The following is a 15,948-nucleotide window of genomic DNA, read 5'->3' as shown; positions in this document are numbered from 1 at the left end:
GGATCTTCTTGCGCTTGCCGGCGGTGACCTCATCGAGTGTGCGCCACACTGTCGGCGCCGAGGCCACCGGGCCCAGGGCGCCAGACTGGTGGCGCAGGACGCCGATGTCTGAGATGGACTCGCCGCCATCGGCCAGCATCACCGCGACGTCGATCAACACCCGGCCGCGATCGTGGATCGGGATGAACCGGCGGCGGGCCATGGCCCCTGACAGCGCGGCGGTCAGACCGACCTGATCAGCCAGAAGGCGCGGAGCGATGGCCCCGGCATGAGAGACCACCCCGACACCATCAGCAGTAACGGACAGCCCGGCCGACCACGAAGTAAGCTTCACCTACCGAGTGCTTTCTGTGGGGGGACATGGAACCTTAGACAAGTCCCAGTTTCCCCTGTTCAGGAAGCACTTCGGTCTATTTTCGCCCAGCGATCCGCAGATCCCCGTGAATCACCGGGGTTAACCAAGGGTGGGCCGTTCCGAGCCCTATCCGAGCAATTTCTGGACGGTTGTTCAGAGCTTTCGCGGGCCCGGTGAGGCGTGTGTGACTCGAGGGTCAGTTGGTGTCGGCGACCAGCGGTTCGATGGTGAGGTGATCCATCTCCTTGCTGATGTACTGCAGACGCCATTTGTCGCCGAACAGGGCCAGCAGCTCGCCGTCGGTGCGCTGGAACACCTCCACTCCGCGCTGGCGGCCGAGCTCGTCGGCCGAGGCGGCGTCGGTGCGGCGGGCGATGGAGTAGGGCAGGTTGTCGACGACGACCTCGACGTTGAACTCGGTCTTCATGCGGGCGGTCACCACCTCGAACTGCATGGGCCCGACCGCCGCCATGACCGGGTTCGCGTCGCCGCGGGTGTCGTTGCGCAGGATCTGAACCACGCCCTCGGCGGCCAGCTGGTCGATCGCCTTGCGGAACTGCTTGTACTTGCCCAGCGAGTGCGCGCGGACCACGGCGAAGTGCTCGGGGGCGAACTGGGGGATCGGCGGGAACTGCACCTTCTTACCGGTGTAGAGGGTGTCGCCGGGGGCCAGCGCGGTGGCGTTGACCAGGCCCACCACGTCGCCCGGGTAGGCGGTCTCGACGGTGGTGCGGTCGCGGCCGAAGACGGTGAGCGCGTACTTCGTGGTGAACGGCTTGGCGGACTGGGCGTGGGTGACCACCATGCCGCGCTCGAACTCGCCGGAGACCACGCGCATGAACGCGAGCCTGTCGCGGTGCGCGGCGTCCATGCCGGCCTGCACCTTGAACACGACCGCGGAGAACGGATCCGAGGTCTCACGCGGCGCACCGGTGACGGTGTCCCACGCGTGCGGCGGCGGGGCCAGCTCGACCAACGCGTCGAGGATCTGGTGGACGCCGAAGTTGAGCATCGCGGAGGCGAAGATCACCGGGCTGGTCTCGCCGGCCAGGTAGAGCTCCTGGTCGTGGTCCTGACCCATGGCGGAGAGCAGTTCGGACTCCTCGACGGCGGTCTCCCAGACCTCGCCCTCACGCTCGGCGGCGGCGGCCGGGTCGTAGTGCTCCTCCGGGGCGATGGTCGAGCCGCCGGCGGTGCGGGTGAAGTGGATGTACTCCTCCGGCGCCCCCTCGGGGCCGCGGCGGAGCAGACCCCGGTAGTCGCCGGCGATGCCCACGGGCATGAACAGGGGGGTGGGGACCAGGCCGATCTGCTCGGTGATCTCGTCCAGCAGTTCCAGCGGCGCCTGCCCCGGCCGGTCCCACTTGTTGATCACCGTGATGATGGGCAGCCCGTTGTGCTTGCACACCCGGAACAGCTTCAGCGTCTGCGGCTCGAGGCCCTTGGCGGCGTCGATGAGCATGACCGCGGCATCGACCGCGGTGAGGACGCGGTAGGTGTCCTCGGAGAAGTCGGAGTGCCCGGGGGTGTCCACCAGGTTGATGACGTACGGCTCGTCGTCGTCCGGCGCCCCGGCCGGCTTGTAGGTGAACTGCAGTGCCGTGGAGCTGACCGAGATGCCGCGGGCCTTCTCCATCTCCATCCAGTCCGACACGGTGGCGCGGCGACCGGACTTGCCGTGGACGGCGCCGGCCTCGGTGATGACCCGCGCGTGCAGCGCGAGCGCCTCGGTGAGCGTGGACTTGCCGGCGTCCGGGTGGGCGATCACGGCGAAGGTGCGGCGTCGGGCGACCTCGGAGCGTACGTCCGTGTGGGCCCCGGACCTGTCGGGACCAGCGGGTTGCCCGGTCGTCCCGGTGTCCTCGGCGGTCTCCGTCACGCGTCCTCCTCGGTGCTCCGGCGGCCCTCGCCGTCGTCATCCCAGGGTACGTCCGTCCACGTTCGAGCACCCAATCCGCCGGTGCGCCGCCCGGGGTCTGCGGGCGCGCGCGAAAGGCGAGGTCACGCGGGGCGCGATGTCGGACCCGGCGCCTACGGTGCGCAGTGGCGGCGTCACCGGACGCGCCGGAGCGGAGACGGGAATGAGTGCGAGCAGGGACGGTTCTGTGGTCGGGGACGCACGGGTACGCGAGGAGCGGAGGGCCGCGCTACGCGACCTGCTCCCGGCGGTCGAGCGGTTGCGTGGTGTCCGCTCGGTCGTGTGGTCCGGGGGCGGTCAGAACGAGGACGGCTCGTATAACCTCCGGTACCCGATCTACGACCGCGACACCGAGAAGGTCATGGAGGTCTGCAACGGGGGAGCGCTGACCGATGTCGAGTACCGGCGGACGCTCCAGCGGCGAGGTGGGCACGGAATGGGCAGCCGGGCACCTGATCTCGTGGCGTTGGCCCGGGACTCCGACGAGGAGCTGGCCGTCGCGCTGCTCACCTGGATGATGCGGTCCGAGAGGTTCAGCGAGGGTGAGGTCGCGGCGTCGCTGGAGAGCGGGGCGCTCGTGGCGCTTCTCGACCGGCTGCGAGAGCTGTTCGACATGTGATCGCCCCACGAGCCGGTCGTGCGCTCCTGCTCCGGCCCGTCAGTGCCCCCGCGCCCAGAGCGGCGTCACGTCGCAGCCGCCGGGGACGGCTCACGCGGAGTGGACCTGGTTCTGGGCGGTCTCCAGCCCGTGCGTGAGGAGCAGTTCGACGGCGTCGGCAGCGTCCTGGACCAGGAACGGCACGTCGGGTTGCTCGAGCTTAGAGAAGCGCTTGAGTACGTAATCCGCCACCGCCATGCGACCCGGTGGCCGGCCGACCCCCGCGCGGACGCGGATGTAGTCGCGCGTGCCGAGGGCGCTGGTCACCGAGCGCAGGCCGTTGTGCCCGCCCTCGCCCCCGCCACGCTTGAGCCGGACCTGACCGAAGTCGATGTCGATCTCGTCGTGCACCACGATCACCTCGGTGGGGGCGACGGAGAAGTACTTCGCCACCGCCGCGACGGGGCCCCCGGACAGGTTCATGTAGCTCCGCGGACGGGCCAGGACCACGGCCTGGTCGGCCAACCGCGTCTGGGCGACCTCGCAGTTGGTCCGCTTGTGCGTGGAGAAGCTCGCGGGCATGGGAAGGGCGCGGGAGGCGAGCTCGACCAGCACGTCCCAGCCGATGTTGTGTCGGGTGCCCTCGTAGTCGGGACCGGGGTTGGCCAGGCCCACGACGAGTCTGGGTCCGGGGGCGTCAGCGGTACTCACGGACCCATGGTCCCAGACCGGGTCGGTCGCCGCTCCCGTCGGTCGCCGCTCCACCCGCTCGCCTCCGCTCCGGCTCGGGCCGTCATGCCTGCAGCTCGGCCCGGGCCGTCTCGAGCACCGCCGCCGTCAGGGCGTCGAGGTCGGGGGACTGGAGTCTCCAGTGTTGCCAGAACAGAGGGACGTCGAGGGGGCGGTCGGGGGAGACCTCGGCGAGCTCGCCGGAGACCAGCCACGGTGTGGCCAGTCGCTCGGGGACCAGGCCCCAGCCCAGCCCTGCGGCGATGGCCCGGACGTGGTCGTGCGAACTGGGCATGAAGTGTCGGGGTCCGGTCGGTTCGCGGCGGGCCAACCGTCGGTAGTGGTGGTTCTGGTGGGCGTCGCTGCGATCGAAGTCGACGATGGGGGCTCGGCCCAGCGCGGTCGTGGGCGAACCGTCCCGCAGGTGCCGGGCCACGAACCCGGGACTGGCGCACGCGAGGTACCGCATCGACCCCAGCGGCAGTGACCGGCACCCCTGGACGGGTCGGGACTCGCTGGTCACCGCCGCCATCACCTCGCCCCGCCGGAGGAGCTGGGAGGACAACGACTCGTCCTCGCGGCGGAGGTCGAAGACCACCCGGCCCGAGGAGTGGACCTCGGTCATGGCGTCGAGGAACCAGGTGGCCAGCGAATCGGAGTTGCACGCCACCGCCAGGACCACATGCTCTGTCGGGGTGCCCGCTCCGTCGAACTCCCGGGACAGGGATTCCTCGAGGTGAAGCATCTGCCGTGCGGTCCGGAGCACTGTCTCGCCGGAGTCGGTCGCCGTGACCGGGCGGTCCCGGCGGACCAGGATTCGGCCGGCCGAGTCCTCCAGCGCTCGAATCCGCTGGGACACCGCGGACTGCGTGAGGTGGAGGTGGGTGGCGGCCGCGTCGAACGAACCGAGGTCGACGACGGCCACGAGGGTGCGCAGCTGGTCCAGGTGAAGTGCGTCCATAAGTGCGGCTAATGCTAGCCAAGGAACTGTAGTAGCGCTACATCCATCGCGACCCTAGCGTGGGGATGTGACCGCCACCTCCACGCTTCTCATGGGCGCCGGCATGGGCCTCGGGCTCATCGCCGCCGTCGGCGCACAGAACGCCTACGTCCTCCAACGCTCGATCCGCGGCGACGTGGCGATGGTCCCGATCGTGATCTTCTGCGTCCTGTCCGAGGCGGCCCTGATCCTGCTCGGCGTGGCCGGGGTCGGGGCGCTGGTCGAGTCCGCGCCCGCCGCCATCACGGTGATGAAGTGGTTCGGGGTGGTGTTCCTGCTGGCCTACGGCGCCTTCGCCGCATCCCGCGCCCTGCGCCCCGGCAGCGGGCTGCAGGTGGACGGCGACGCACGGATCCCCTCGACCCTGGGCGCGGTGGCGGCGTGCGCGGCGTTCACCTGGCTCAACCCCCACGCCTATCTGGACAGCGTGGTGTTCCTGGGGACCCTCGCCAACCAGCAGGCGGGGGATCTGCGCTGGGTGTTCGCGGCCGGGGCGTTCCTCGCCGGCACGGCATGGTTCGCGTTGATCGGTTTCGGGGGCAGGGCCCTGCGTGGAGTGTTCGCCAGGCCCGGGGCGTGGCGGGTGCTGGACGCGGGGATCGCCGTGATGATGGTCGTCCTGGCCGTCGGCCTCATTCGGGGCTAGGTCTCGACTGCGGCTAGGTCTCGACTGCGGTCGGGACCAGCCGGCCGGTGCGTCCGGACGAGGGGTTCCGGAATCGACCGCGGGCCCGCTCCGACTCGATGGTCGGCAGCGGGCCCGCGGGCGGTGTCGCCGCAGCTCAGGCCGCGGCGAGGGGGATCACGCCTCTTCGGCGGCCTGGGCGGCGTCCTCACCCTGGGGGGCTGCCTCCTCCTCGGACTCGAGGTCCGCCTCGGTCGGCGCCTCGATCACGTTGACGATCAGGGTCTCGGGATCGGAGACCAGGGTGCTGCCGGCGGGGAGCTCGATGTCGGCGGCGGTGATCTGGAGGCCTGCCTCGGCGTCCTCGACCGAGACCTCGAAGCCCTCGGGCAGGAGGGTGGCGTCGGCCTCGATCTCGACGTAGCTGGCGTCCTGGGTGACGAGGGTGCCCGGGGCGGCGTCGCCGACGACCGTGACGGAGACCTCGACCGTGACCTTCTCGCCCTTGCGCACGACCAGCAGGTCGGTGTGCTCGATGACGCGGGTGAGCGGGTGCACGTCGATCTGCTTGGGCAGCGCGAGCTGCTCCTCGCCCTCGATGTCCAGCGTGAGCAGCGAGTTGGTGCCGTGTGCACGCAGCACCGCGGCGAACTCCAGGGTGTTGAGGAGGAGGTGGCGCGGCTCGGTGTGGTGGCCGTAGAGCACCGCGGGGACCTGGCCCTCGCGACGGGCGCGGCGGGCGGAGCCCTTGCCGAACTCGGTGCGGATGGTGGTCTTGAGGTTGTTGATTTCCTTGGCCATGGTGAACCTTCTGTCGGTGGGGAGCGCGCGTGCGCTCTGCGGGCGGGAGACCTCCCCGGCGACCGAGACGATCGCCCGGGGCGGCCCAGCGGGGACCACACCGACAATGATCGCGTCGATAACGGAGTGGCCCCTGCAGGGCCCTCCCTCGCCGAGATGACCCGATCAGCCTAGCGGCGCGGCGCCCCGCCCCCAAATCACGTCGGGTACCCCGGGCTCCGGGTCACGCCGGGGCCCGGGTCACTCCGACCACCCCAACCGTCAGAGGATCTCCTCGACGGCCGAGGTGGGCCGCGCCAGGCGGGTGCCCTTGCCGGTGACGACGAAGGGCCGCTCGATGAGCCGGGGGTGCGCCACCATCGCCTCGAGCAGTTCCTCGTCCGAGGCCTCGAGCAGACCCAGCTCGGTGAACTCGGCCTCCTTGACCCGCACGGCCTGCCGCACCGTCAGCCCGGCATCGGAGATGAGGGTGCGGAGCTCGGCGACCGTAGGCGGGGTGTCGAGGTACTTGACCACAGTCGGCTCGACCCCCCGCTCGCGCAGCAGGTCGAGCGCCTGCCGGGACTTCGAACAGCGCGGGTTGTGGTAGATCGTGGCGCGACCCGCGGCGTCCGCGGACATGTCAGGCGTTCCCGTTGAACAGGCTGGTCACCGAGCCGTTCTCGAAGACCTCGTGGATGGTCCGGGCCAGCAGCGGGGCGATGGACAGCACGGTGAGGTTGTCGAACCGCTTCTCCGGCGGGATCGGCAGTGTGTCGGTGGTGATGACCTCCTTGGCCCCGCACGTGGCCAGCCGCTCGGCCGCCGGGTCGGAGAAGACACCGTGGGTACAGGCGATGATCACGTCGCCGGCACCGGCGTCCTTGAGGACCTTGACGGCGCCGGCGATGGTGCCGCCGGTGTCGATCATGTCGTCCATCAGCACACAGGTGCGTCCCTCGACGTCACCCACGACGCGGTTGGACTTGACCTGGTTGGGCACGTTGGGGTCGCGGGTCTTGTGGACGAACGCCAGGGGCGCACCGTCGAGGGCGTCGGCCCACTTCTCGCCCACCTTGACGCGGCCGGCGTCGGGGGAGACCACGCAGATGTTGTCCGTGCCGTAGTGCTCACGCACGTAGTCCGACAGCTGGCCCTGGGCGTGCATGTGGTCGACCGGGCCGTCGAAGAAGCCCTGGATCTGGTCGGTGTGCAGGTCGACCGTGATGATCCGGTCGGCGCCGGCGGTCTTGAGCAGATCGGCGATCAGGCGGGCCGAGATGGGCTCACGACCACGGTGCTTCTTGTCCTGCCGCGCGTACGGGTAGAACGGCAGCACGGCCGTGATCCGCTTGGCGCTGCCGCGCTTGAGGGCGTCGATCATGATGAGCTGCTCCATGATCCACTTGTTCAGCGGCGCCGGGCAGCTCTGCAGCACGAACGCGTCGCAGCCGCGGACAGACTGCTCGAAGCGGACGAAGATCTCCCCGTTGGCGAAGTCGCGGGCGGTCTGGGGGGTGACCTCGATCCCCAGCTCGGCGGCGACCTGATCCGAGAGTTCGGGGTGCGCACGCCCCGCGAAAAACATCAGGTTCTTCTGGTTGTCGATCCACTCGCTCACTCGGTGAGTCCGTCCTTCTAGGAGTCGTTCCGGGTACGTAGGGCGGCCTCGGCCGAGCCGGAATCCGGTCGGTTCTCGATCACCCAGTCGTCGATGTTCCTCTGTCGTCCGCCGGACACCGCCAGGGCCCCGGGCGGGACGTCGTTCTTGATCACGGTACCCGCGCCCGAATAGGCCCCGTCTCCGACGGTCACCGGTGCGATGAACATGGTGTCCGAACCGGTGCGGCAGTGATCGCCGATCACTGTACGGTTCTTGTTCACCCCGTCGTAATTGACGAAGACGCTGGATGCCCCGATATTGGTGTGCTCCCCGATGGTCGCGTCGCCCACGTAGGTCAGGTGCGGGACCTTGGTGTGCGCCCCGATGCTCGACTTCTTGACCTCCACGAAGGTGCCGATCTTGCTGCGCTCGCCGAGCTCCGCCTGCGGACGCAGGTAGGCGAACGGGCCGACCTCGGCCCCGGGCCCGATGCTCGCGCCGACGGCATGGGTGCGCACGACGCTCGCGCCCTCGCCCACCGTGGTGTCCTGCAGGGTGGTGTCGGGTCCGACGGTCGCGCCGTCGCCGATCACGGTGGAGCCGGTGAGGTGGGTGCCCGGCAGGATGGTGACGTCCCGGCCGATGTGGACGTCCACGTCCACCCAGGTGCTGCCCGGATCGACGATCGTCGCGCCGGCGCGCATGGCCGTCTCGCACAGGCGACGGTTCATCTCGGCGGCCAGTCCGGCCAGCTGGACGCGGTCGTTGACCCCGGCCACCAGATCGGCGTCCTCGACACGGTGGCCGCGGATGAGCCCGTTGGACTGACGCGCCAACTGGATGACGTCGGTCAGGTACAGCTCGCCCTGCGAGTTGTCGGTGCCCAGCTCGCCCAGCTTCTCCCGCAGGACGCGGGCGTCGAAGGCGTAGATGCCGGAGTTGACCTCGTCGATCGCCCGTTCGTCGTCCGAGGCGTCCTTGTGCTCGACGATCCTGAGCACCTCGCCGTCGTCGTTCCGCACGATCCGCCCGTATCCCGTGGGGTCGGGGGCCGTGGAGGTCAGGATGGTGACCGAGGCGCGTGGCCGGAGGTCGTGGCGCGTGACCACCTCGCGGAGGGTGTCCGCGTCCAGCAGGGGGATGTCCGAGGTGGTGACCAGCACCGTTCCCGAGAAGTCGGCGGGCAGGGCGGCCATGCCCGCGGCCACCGCGTCGCCCGTGCCGTTCTGCTCTTCCTGCACCGCGGTGGTCACCGGGACACCCAGGTCGACGGCGAGTTCGGCGACCGCGGCCCCGACCTGCTCACGCTGGTGCCCCACCACCACGACGATCTGCTCCGGGTGGATCCCGGCCGCGGCGTGCAGCGCGTGCCCGAGCATCGTCCGGCCGCACACCCGGTGCAGCATCTTGGGCGTCGCGCTCTTCATCCGGGTGCCGGAACCGGCGGCCAGGACGATGACCGCGGTCTGCGAGCGGTCGGTGTCGGGTGTCGTCATCAAGTCTCCTCGGGCGGCGTGGCGTGCCGGTGTCGGGTTCGCGTCCGGCGAGCGGACCGTCCCCGAAAGGATAAGGGCTGGGTCTGACGGGGACCACGTCGTTGCGCGGTACCGGTGGAGGCCCGCCTGTGCGGCCCCTACGGTGGGGCCCACCATCAGGGCCGTCAATCGGAGAGGGGACACAGATGACCCACGACAAGACGGTGGCCGACCTCGTCGTCGAACGACTGGTCGCCTGGGATGTGGAACGGATCTACGGATACGCCGGGGACGGGAACAACCCGATACTCGGCGCGCTGCAGCGGTCCGACGTGGCACCGCGGTTCATGCGGGCGCGGCACGAGGAGTCCGCGGCGTTCATGGCGGTGGCCGACGCCAAGTACTCGGGCGGGGTGGGAGTGGTCAACTCCACACAGGGCCCGGGTGCCGTGCACCTGCTCAACGGCCTGTACGACGCCAAGCTGGACAGCGTCCCGCTGGTGGCGCTGGTGGCGCAGCAGCACACGGGCGTGCTCGGCTCCGGTTACCAGCAGGAGATCGACCTGAGCAGCGTGTTCGCCGACGTGGCCGGGCCTTATCTGCAGACCGTCGTCGCCGCCGACCAGCTGCCGATGGTGATCGACCGGGCGTTCCGCGCCGCCCTGACGCACCGGACCCCGGTCGTGGTGGTGATCCCCCATGACGTGCAGAACGCGCCGGCGCCCGAGCTGGCCGGGGACGACGGTCAGGAGCACGGGGTCGTCGTGACCGCGCCCGAGTGGACGCACGGGGTGGTCTCGCCGCGCGAGGACGACGTGGCCCGCGCGGTCGAGCTGCTGGACGCGGGGGAGCGCATCGCCATCCTCGCCGGGCGCGGCATGGCCGGGGCCCGGCAGGAGCTGATGGACCTGGCCGAGGCCCTGGACGCCGGGGTGACGATGAGCCTCCTGGGCAAGCCGTACGTCGACGAGTCCCACCCTCTGGTGGGTGGGACGATGGGGCACCTGGGGACGACGGCGAGCGCGCGCATCCTGCAGAACTGCGACACCCTCCTGATAGTCGGATCGAACGATCCCTGGACGGAGTTCTACCCGGTGCCCGGGCAGGCGCGGGCCGTGCAGATCGACCTCGACCCGTCCCACCTGGCCAACCGCTACCCCGTCGAGGTCGGGCTGGTCGGTGACGCCGCGGTGGCGCTGCGCGCGCTGACCGGGCGCGTGGGGGAGCGTGACCGGTCCGCGTGGCGCGCCGAGGTGGAGAAACGGGTCGGGCAGTGGCGCGAGATCTCCCGCGAACGCGCGGAGGTGCCGGCCCGCGGCCTCAACCCGGAGCTCGTGGCGCGCAGCTTGTGCCGTCACATGCCGCACGACTCCCGGCTCGCCGTGGACGTGGGCAGTTCGGTGTACCACTACGTCCGGCAGATGGACCTGCCCACCTCGGTCCCGGCACACCTGTCGTCCACGCTGGCGTCGATGGGGTGCGGCATCCCGTACGCGATCGCCGCCAAGGCCACCGCCCCGGCCAGGCCCGTCGTGGTGCTGGCCGGCGACGGGGCCGTGCAGATGTTGGGGATCAACGAGCTGATCACCGTCTCCGAGGCGTGGCCCGGATGGGATGACCCCACGATGGTCGTGGTGGTGCTGTGCAACGGCGACCTGGCGGAGGTGAGCTGGGAGCAGCGGGAGACCGAGGCGGCCCCGCGGTTCGCGCCCTCGCAGGACGTCCCGGCGTTCGACATGGCCGGTTATGCCCGGCTGCTGGGGCTGCGCGGGGTTCGGGTCGAGGATGCCGACCAACTCGACGCCGCGCTGGAGGCGGCGTTCACGGCGGACCGGCCCACGGTGATCGAGGCGGTCGCCGACCCCGACGTCCCGCTGCTGCCGCCCTTCCCCCACGGCCGGGAAATGCTCGGGTCGATGCGCGAGGGCCTGCGGGCGGAAGGCGACGCCGGACGCCACGGGTTGGTACTGCTGGAGGAGTACGCCCGAATCGAAGAGGAGAGGTTCACATGACCGGAGCGAACGAGTCCGACCCCCAGTCCGTCACCCAGCAGGGTGAGGAGGAGGTCCGCACCCCGCGCAACCGGCGCCAACCCGTGCTCGCCGTTCTGGCGATCGTGGCGATCCTGCTGCTCGTCCTGGCGCTCGCGATCTCCGGCGGGATGGGCTGAGGTCCGCGAGGGGGCCGGTGGCTCCCCCGCCAGGACTCGAACCTGGAATATCTGAACCAAAATCAGAAGTGTTGCCGATTACACCACGGGGGAACGACCCTGACCGGGTCGGTAACAGTCTGGCACACCTCCCGGCGCCCGGTGGCGCGGACCTGCTGGAGCGGCGGGGGTCACGAAGGGGTCCGGCGGCGGGCGACCGTTCGCGGTGCCCGGGGGCCGTCGTGCGCACCCGCAACCGAGGCCGCCGCCGGGTGGCCTGACCCCCGTTTCCGTCATCACGTTTCCGTCATCACGATCGGAACGCTCGACAACAGAGGCGGCCCGTCAGAGACTTCCGAGTGGCCACCGGGCTCGCAGCCCCGGCGAGGAGGGGGAGAGGGACGTCGACGATCTCCCCGCTCCTTCGTCGACGGTCCCCACCCCACCGGTTCTCCCGCCGGGGCTATTCTCCTCCTGCCGAACGCCGCTCGGCCCCAGCGGCCCGCGACGCCCCGCATCCCGACCGCACCACCCAGGAGGACTGATGACGTGGTCGACCCGCGCCGGTATCCCCGTCGACGGGGCCATGATCGGTGGCGATGACCAGACCCCGGCCATGTCCGGTCCCGTCGTCGACGGGTTGTACGAATACTGCCGCCGTCAGGCTCTCCTCGGACGGGAGCCGGCATGAGCACCGACTCCCACCAGCCCCCTGTCGAGACCGGTGACGCGCCCGTCGCCACTGCCGCCGCGCGCGACCTCGTCCCCTTCCGCTCGGCCCTCCGGGTGTGGTTCCTGATCTCCCTGCAGACCTTCGGAGGTCCGGCCGGTCAGATCGCGGTCATGCAGCGAGTCCTGGTCGAGGACCGGCGCTGGATCGGGCAGCGGCGGTTCAACCACGCGCTCAACTACTGCATGCTGTTGCCCGGCCCTGAGGCCCAGCAGCTCTCGATCTATCTCGGGTGGTTGCTCAACGGCACTCGCGGTGGCATCGCGGCGGGGACCCTGTTCGTGTTGCCCGGCGTGGTCGCTCTCGGAGCCCTCTCGGCGGTCTACGTCGCCTTCGGGGACACCACCGCCGTCGCGGCCGTCTTCGCGGGGCTCGCCCCGGCGGTGTTGGCCATCGTCGCCCAGGCCGTGCTGCGGGTGGCCAGGAGGTCTCTCACTCGCCCGGCCCTGATCGCTCTCGCGGGTGGGTCGTTCGCCGCGCTCGCCCTGTTCGCGGTGCCGTTCCCGGTGGTGATCGCCGTGGCCGCTCTCGCCGGTTGGCTGCTCTCGCGCCGCGACCCGGACTTCGCGCACCCGCCTCAGGGTGACGGTGACCAGGACGAGACCGCCCCCGTCATCTCCGACGACGCGCTCCACGATGACCGGCCGAGCTCCGGCCGCGTGGTGAGGATCCTGGCGATCGGGCTGGGATTGTGGGCGGCGCCGATCGCCGCGGTGACCGTGATCTTCGGATCCGACAGCATCTTCACCACCCAGGGACTGTTCTTCTCGTTCTCCGCCCTGGTCACCTTCGGCGGTGCGTACGCGGTGCTGGCCTTCATCGCCCAACAGGCGGTGGAGACCTACGGATGGTTGGCGCCGGGGGAGATGGTGCGCGGACTGGCGTTGGCGGAGACCACCCCGGGGCCGCTGATCATGGTGGTGCAGTTCGTCGCGTTCCTGGCCGCCTACCGCAACCCCGGAGGTCTCGACCCCTGGGTCGCCGCCACCCTGGGAGCCCTCCTGGTCACCTGGGTCACCTTCGTCCCGAGCTTCCTGTTCATCCTGCTGGGAGCGCCGTACGTCGAGCGGTTGCGCCACAACGTGGCCATCTCGGCCGCGCTCGCGGGCATCACCGCTGCCGTGGTGGGGGTGATCGCCAACCTCGCGCTCTACTTCGCACTCAACACCCTGTTCACCGCCACCAGCATCTGGACCTGGGGTCCTCTCCGGATCACCATTCCCGACGCCGCATCGGTGAATCCCGTGGCAGTGGGCATCACCCTTGTCGCGCTCGTGCTGACCTTCGTCCTGCGCTGGCCGATCCTGCGGGTGCTCGGGGTGTGCGCCCTGCTGGGCCCGGCCAGTCTGCTGATCCCCCTGTGAGCGGGGCCGTCTAGTCTCGGGGGGACGGGCGAAAGGGTTGATGATGACGGGCGAGGCCATTCCGGCTCCGAGGACCAGGATGACGGCGGCCAAGCGACGGCAGCAGCTGGTCGAGGTGGGCCGCCGGATCTTCGCGGAGTACGGCTACGATTCCGCGACGGTGGAGGAGATCGCGGCTGTCGCCGGGGTCTCCAAGCCGGTGGTCTACGAGCACTTCGGCGGCAAGGAGGGCCTCTACGCCGTGGTGTGTGACCGCGAGCTGGCGTACCTCGGTGCCGAGATCACCGAGTCCCTGCAGGGCGAGGGGTCCCGGCGCCGGATCGAGCGCGCCGCCATGGCGTTGCTGCGTTACGTCGAGGAACGCACCGACGGGTTCAGGATCCTGGTCCGCGAGTCGTCGACGGCCCCCGGGGGGTCGTACTCCACCCTGCTCAACGACGCGACGGCGAGCGTGACGTACATCCTCGAGGAGGAGTTCGTGAACCGGGGCTTCGACCCCGTCACCGCGAGCGTGTACGCGCAGGCGTTGGTGGGAATGGTGTCCGGTACCGCGCAGTGGTGGCTGGACGTGCGCACCCCGCCCAAGGAGGAGGTGGCCGCGCACATCGTCAACCTGTGCTTCAACGGGCTCTCCCACCTCGACCCGAGGCCGACCCTCGAGGCCGAGGTGCGGGACAAGTACACCGGGCCGAGCAACCCGGAGGGGGCCCTGGTCGGCCGCGATCTGCGCCCGGGGCCGGGTCGGCCGTAGCGCGTCCCCGCGGCCCGCGCGGGGTTCAGGCCATGGCCGGCGAGGGCAGACGCCCGGCATCCGCCCGCAGCCTGAACGCGACGGCCACCATGACGGCGCCCACGGCCAGCCCGAACCAGCCGGCGAAGATCACGAACGTGCCGATGGTCGAGGGGCCGACCAGGCCGAGACCGATGCCGAGCGCGATGAGCACCGCCCCCAGTGCGCCCATGATCCACGAGTCCGAGATCTCGTGACGCAGTGTCCGCGCCCCGTAGGCCACGAGTGCTCCCGAGACCACGAGCCAGGCGGCGAACACCAGCGTGAGCGCCGTGGCGGACAGTCCGGGCCAGAACAACACGACCATCCCGAGCACGATGACACCGGCGCCGGTGGCGATCAGTCCGCCCCGGCCGCGGTGCTCGCCCGGCAGGGCCAGCCCGGTGGTGACGGTCATGGCGCCGTCGCCGATCGCGAACGCGGCCACCAGGAACACGGCGAGCGTCATGCCGGCGCCCGTATCGGACCCGGGAGCGACGAGTGCCGTGGCGCCGAGCGTGAGGGCCAGCCCTCCGCGGATCAGTTGAACCCACCAGTTGCGGGTGAGGGAATCGATCATGTCGTCCACCTTTCGGGCGGTGGCCTCTCGCCATCGCGGTACTGTAGTGATCACTACAGTAGAACTCCGGGCACGCACGGACAATGAGGCGCTGGACACAGGACCGGGAGGCAGCATGGCCGAGGAGGGGACCGTGGGGGACCAGGTGAGCGGGAGCAGGCGCACGCGGGCGAAAGGTCGCGAGTCCAGACGGAGGATCCTCGAGGCCGCCGCTGCGGTGGCCGGGGAGCGCGGGTACGAGGGGACCAGCATCGCGCAGGTCAGCAAGGTCAGCGGGCTCCCCGCGAGTTCGATCTACTGGCACTTCGCCGACAAGGACGCCCTCCTGGCCGCTGTGGTGGAGGAGAGCATCGAGCTGTGGCTGGGCCAGGTGACCCGGGGCCAGGGGGACTCGCTCGCCGAGCGGGTGACCGATCTGTGCCAGGGGGTGGCCAGGACGTTCTCGGAGTCGCCGGACTTCCTGCGACTGGTCTTGATGCTGGCGTTGGAACGGCGCCCCGTGGAGCCGGCGGCCCGCGAGATCTACCTGCGGCTGCGCGGGGAGGCGATAGGACGGATCGCGGAGGAACTCGCACTCGTGCGGCCAGGGCTGCCTGACGCGGACGCGCGGCTCGTGGCGACGTATGCACTCGGTGGTGGCGACGGGATCTTCCTCGCGTCGTTGACCGGGGACGCCGACGTGCCAGCGCTGTTCCGGCTGCACGCGGAGGCGATCGTGCACCTGGTCGAGCAGGCGGAGGCCGCGGGGTCCTGATCGGAGGGCGCGGTGAGACGAGCGATCGTGGGGTCAGCGGCGGAAGACCTCGAGGAGGAAGCCCTCCTCTCGGTGGTGCGCCAGGAGGGTGAGATCGCCGCGCTCGGCCAGCGCGGCGTGGACGTCCTCGCCGGTGCAGGCGTGGTCGGGGGATCGGCCCAGCCAGTGACAGGCCACCACCGTCCCGCCCGGCTCGACCAGCCGCAGCAGCCCGGTGAGGAGCCCGTCCAGCTCCGCGACCGGGGTGTAGTAGAGGAACTCCGACAGGACCAGCAGGTCGCAGGTGGCGCGCGGCCACGGGTCGAGCGCGTCGGCGGTACGGACGTGGGCAGTGGTCACCCCGGCGCGGGCGAGTCGACGGCGGGCCTCCTCCGCGGCGGTGTCGACCACGTCCACCCCGTGGACCTCGTCGCAGCGCGCGGCCAACATCTCGGTGAGCACGCCCACCGAGCACGCGGGCTCGAAGCACACCCGGTACCGCTGCTCGGGCAGCGACGCCACTATCAGCCCGTAGCGGCG

Annotated in this window: 17 protein-coding genes, 1 tRNA gene and 1 pseudogene; 8 read left to right on the top strand and 11 right to left on the bottom strand. The window is 70.5% G+C overall.

The window, feature by feature from the left end; all coding sequences use genetic code 11:
• A pseudogene (locus tag G6028_RS14765) lies at window positions 1–334 on the bottom strand (IS1380 family transposase); the annotation flags it as partial.
• A 217-nt stretch (window positions 335–551) separates the two neighbouring features.
• Window positions 552–2,234, bottom strand: coding sequence for a peptide chain release factor 3 (locus G6028_RS14760; protein ID WP_182640997.1), 1,683 nt, complete (start codon window positions 2,232–2,234; stop codon window positions 552–554).
• Window positions 2,235–2,436: 202 nt separating this feature from the next.
• Here G6028_RS14760 and G6028_RS14755 point away from each other — a divergent pair, with 202 nt between their 5' ends.
• Entirely contained in the window at window positions 2,437–2,892 is a 456-nt protein-coding gene (locus G6028_RS14755; protein ID WP_182659321.1) for a DUF6508 domain-containing protein, read from the top strand.
• Between the two features lie 90 nt (window positions 2,893–2,982).
• On the opposite strand, the gene pth is transcribed toward G6028_RS14755, so the two are convergent.
• Together pth and G6028_RS14745 are read right to left on the bottom strand one after the other, a co-directional pair.
• Window positions 2,983–3,582 (bottom strand): aminoacyl-tRNA hydrolase, encoded by a 600-nt coding sequence (gene pth / locus G6028_RS14750; protein ID WP_179525804.1) that lies wholly within the window; start codon window positions 3,580–3,582, stop codon window positions 2,983–2,985.
• Window positions 3,583–3,664: 82 nt separating this feature from the next.
• Window positions 3,665–4,561 (bottom strand): LysR family transcriptional regulator ArgP, encoded by an 897-nt coding sequence (locus G6028_RS14745; RefSeq protein ID WP_182659320.1) that lies wholly within the window; start codon window positions 4,559–4,561, stop codon window positions 3,665–3,667.
• Between the two features lie 67 nt (window positions 4,562–4,628).
• On the opposite strand from G6028_RS14745, the gene G6028_RS14740 reads away from it, so the two are divergent.
• On the top strand, window positions 4,629–5,246 hold the full coding sequence (locus G6028_RS14740; RefSeq protein ID WP_182659319.1) for a LysE family transporter: 618 nt from the start codon (window positions 4,629–4,631) through the stop codon (window positions 5,244–5,246).
• 156 nt (window positions 5,247–5,402) lie between these two features.
• On the opposite strand, the gene G6028_RS14735 is transcribed toward G6028_RS14740, so the two are convergent.
• From G6028_RS14735 to glmU, 4 genes are all read right to left on the bottom strand, one after another.
• Window positions 5,403–6,026, bottom strand: a complete 624-nt coding sequence (locus G6028_RS14735) for a 50S ribosomal protein L25/general stress protein Ctc (protein ID WP_182659323.1) — start codon at window positions 6,024–6,026, stop codon at window positions 5,403–5,405.
• A gap of 261 nt (window positions 6,027–6,287) precedes the next feature.
• Complete coding sequence (gene arsC / locus G6028_RS14730; protein WP_179525801.1) at window positions 6,288–6,647, bottom strand: arsenate reductase (glutaredoxin); 360 nt, start codon at window positions 6,645–6,647, stop codon at window positions 6,288–6,290.
• Between the two features lies 1 nt (window position 6,648).
• Window positions 6,649–7,626 carry a ribose-phosphate diphosphokinase gene (locus G6028_RS14725; RefSeq protein WP_179525800.1) on the bottom strand — a complete coding sequence of 326 codons (978 nt, stop codon included), beginning with the start codon at window positions 7,624–7,626 and terminating at the stop codon, window positions 6,649–6,651.
• A 17-nt stretch (window positions 7,627–7,643) separates the two neighbouring features.
• Window positions 7,644–9,104, bottom strand: a complete 1,461-nt coding sequence (glmU, locus tag G6028_RS14720; protein WP_182640019.1) for a bifunctional UDP-N-acetylglucosamine diphosphorylase/glucosamine-1-phosphate N-acetyltransferase GlmU — start codon at window positions 9,102–9,104, stop codon at window positions 7,644–7,646.
• Between the two features lie 185 nt (window positions 9,105–9,289).
• On the opposite strand from glmU, the gene G6028_RS14715 reads away from it, so the two are divergent.
• Together G6028_RS14715 and G6028_RS14710 are read left to right on the top strand one after the other, a co-directional pair.
• A complete protein-coding gene (locus G6028_RS14715; RefSeq protein WP_182659318.1) occupies window positions 9,290–11,095 on the top strand; it encodes a thiamine pyrophosphate-requiring protein in 1,806 nt (601 codons plus the stop codon).
• The gene (locus tag G6028_RS14710) at window positions 11,092–11,253 is read left to right on the top strand and encodes a hypothetical protein (protein ID WP_182652855.1); all 162 of its coding nucleotides are present in this window, start codon (window positions 11,092–11,094) and stop codon (window positions 11,251–11,253) included. The genes G6028_RS14715 and G6028_RS14710 overlap by 4 nt, the downstream gene beginning before the upstream one ends.
• An 18-nt stretch (window positions 11,254–11,271) precedes the next feature.
• Here the strand turns inward: G6028_RS14710 and G6028_RS14705 are convergent.
• Window positions 11,272–11,346 (bottom strand) — tRNA-Gln (locus G6028_RS14705).
• A gap of 430 nt (window positions 11,347–11,776) precedes the next feature.
• Between G6028_RS14705 and G6028_RS14700 the strand changes: the two genes are divergently transcribed.
• The 3 genes from G6028_RS14700 (at window position 11,777) to G6028_RS14690 (ending at window position 14,077) form a co-directional block, all read left to right on the top strand.
• Window positions 11,777–11,923: a hypothetical protein gene (locus tag G6028_RS14700; protein ID WP_182659317.1), complete on the top strand. Its 147-nt coding sequence runs from the start codon at window positions 11,777–11,779 to the stop codon at window positions 11,921–11,923.
• Window positions 11,920–13,326, top strand: a complete 1,407-nt coding sequence (chrA, locus tag G6028_RS14695; RefSeq protein WP_182659316.1) for a chromate efflux transporter — start codon at window positions 11,920–11,922, stop codon at window positions 13,324–13,326. Before G6028_RS14700 ends, chrA begins: the two co-directional genes overlap by 4 nt.
• A 79-nt stretch (window positions 13,327–13,405) precedes the next feature.
• Complete coding sequence (locus G6028_RS14690) at window positions 13,406–14,077, top strand: TetR/AcrR family transcriptional regulator (protein WP_241730788.1); 672 nt, start codon at window positions 13,406–13,408, stop codon at window positions 14,075–14,077.
• Window positions 14,078–14,102: 25 nt separating this feature from the next.
• Here the strand turns inward: G6028_RS14690 and G6028_RS14685 are convergent, their stop codons facing one another.
• The gene (locus G6028_RS14685) at window positions 14,103–14,675 is read right to left on the bottom strand and encodes an HdeD family acid-resistance protein (RefSeq protein WP_182659315.1); all 573 of its coding nucleotides are present in this window, start codon (window positions 14,673–14,675) and stop codon (window positions 14,103–14,105) included.
• A gap of 115 nt (window positions 14,676–14,790) precedes the next feature.
• On the opposite strand from G6028_RS14685, the gene G6028_RS14680 reads away from it, so the two are divergent.
• Window positions 14,791–15,429, top strand: coding sequence for a TetR/AcrR family transcriptional regulator (locus G6028_RS14680; RefSeq protein WP_182659314.1), 639 nt, complete (start codon window positions 14,791–14,793; stop codon window positions 15,427–15,429).
• Between the two features lie 33 nt (window positions 15,430–15,462).
• Here G6028_RS14680 and G6028_RS14675 read toward each other — a convergent pair.
• Window positions 15,463–15,948, bottom strand: a 486-nt coding sequence (locus tag G6028_RS14675) for a class I SAM-dependent methyltransferase (RefSeq protein WP_182659313.1), incomplete at its 5' end; no start/stop codon positions are given.

It is taken from the genome of Dietzia cercidiphylli, from assembly GCF_014145145.1.
Taxonomy (GTDB): domain Bacteria; phylum Actinomycetota; class Actinomycetes; order Mycobacteriales; family Mycobacteriaceae; genus Dietzia; species Dietzia natronolimnaea.
The sequence above is the reverse complement of the archived record's forward strand: the minus strand, read 5'-3'. Positions and strand labels throughout refer to the sequence as shown.

Bases quoted from the DNA above. Each gene is read 5' to 3' on its own strand.
- glmU (WP_182640019.1), bottom strand. From the start codon at position 9,104: ATGACGACACCCGACACCGACCGCTCGCAGACCGCGGTCATCGTCCTG.
- G6028_RS14755 (WP_182659321.1), top strand. From the start codon at position 2,437: ATGAGTGCGAGCAGGGACGGTTCTGTGGTCGGGGACGCACGGGTACGC.
- G6028_RS14685 (WP_182659315.1), bottom strand. From the start codon at position 14,675: ATGATCGATTCCCTCACCCGCAACTGGTGGGTTCAACTGATCCGCGGA.
- chrA (WP_182659316.1), top strand. From the start codon at position 11,920: ATGAGCACCGACTCCCACCAGCCCCCTGTCGAGACCGGTGACGCGCCC.
- arsC (WP_179525801.1), bottom strand. From the start codon at position 6,647: ATGTCCGCGGACGCCGCGGGTCGCGCCACGATCTACCACAACCCGCGC.
- G6028_RS14735 (WP_182659323.1), bottom strand. From the start codon at position 6,026: ATGGCCAAGGAAATCAACAACCTCAAGACCACCATCCGCACCGAGTTC.
- G6028_RS14680 (WP_182659314.1), top strand. From the start codon at position 14,791: ATGGCCGAGGAGGGGACCGTGGGGGACCAGGTGAGCGGGAGCAGGCGC.
- G6028_RS14700 (WP_182659317.1), top strand. From the start codon at position 11,777: ATGACGTGGTCGACCCGCGCCGGTATCCCCGTCGACGGGGCCATGATC.
- G6028_RS14745 (WP_182659320.1), bottom strand. From the start codon at position 4,561: ATGGACGCACTTCACCTGGACCAGCTGCGCACCCTCGTGGCCGTCGTC.
- G6028_RS14690 (WP_241730788.1), top strand. From the start codon at position 13,406: ATGACGGCGGCCAAGCGACGGCAGCAGCTGGTCGAGGTGGGCCGCCGG.
- G6028_RS14715 (WP_182659318.1), top strand. From the start codon at position 9,290: ATGACCCACGACAAGACGGTGGCCGACCTCGTCGTCGAACGACTGGTC.
- G6028_RS14710 (WP_182652855.1), top strand. From the start codon at position 11,092: ATGACCGGAGCGAACGAGTCCGACCCCCAGTCCGTCACCCAGCAGGGT.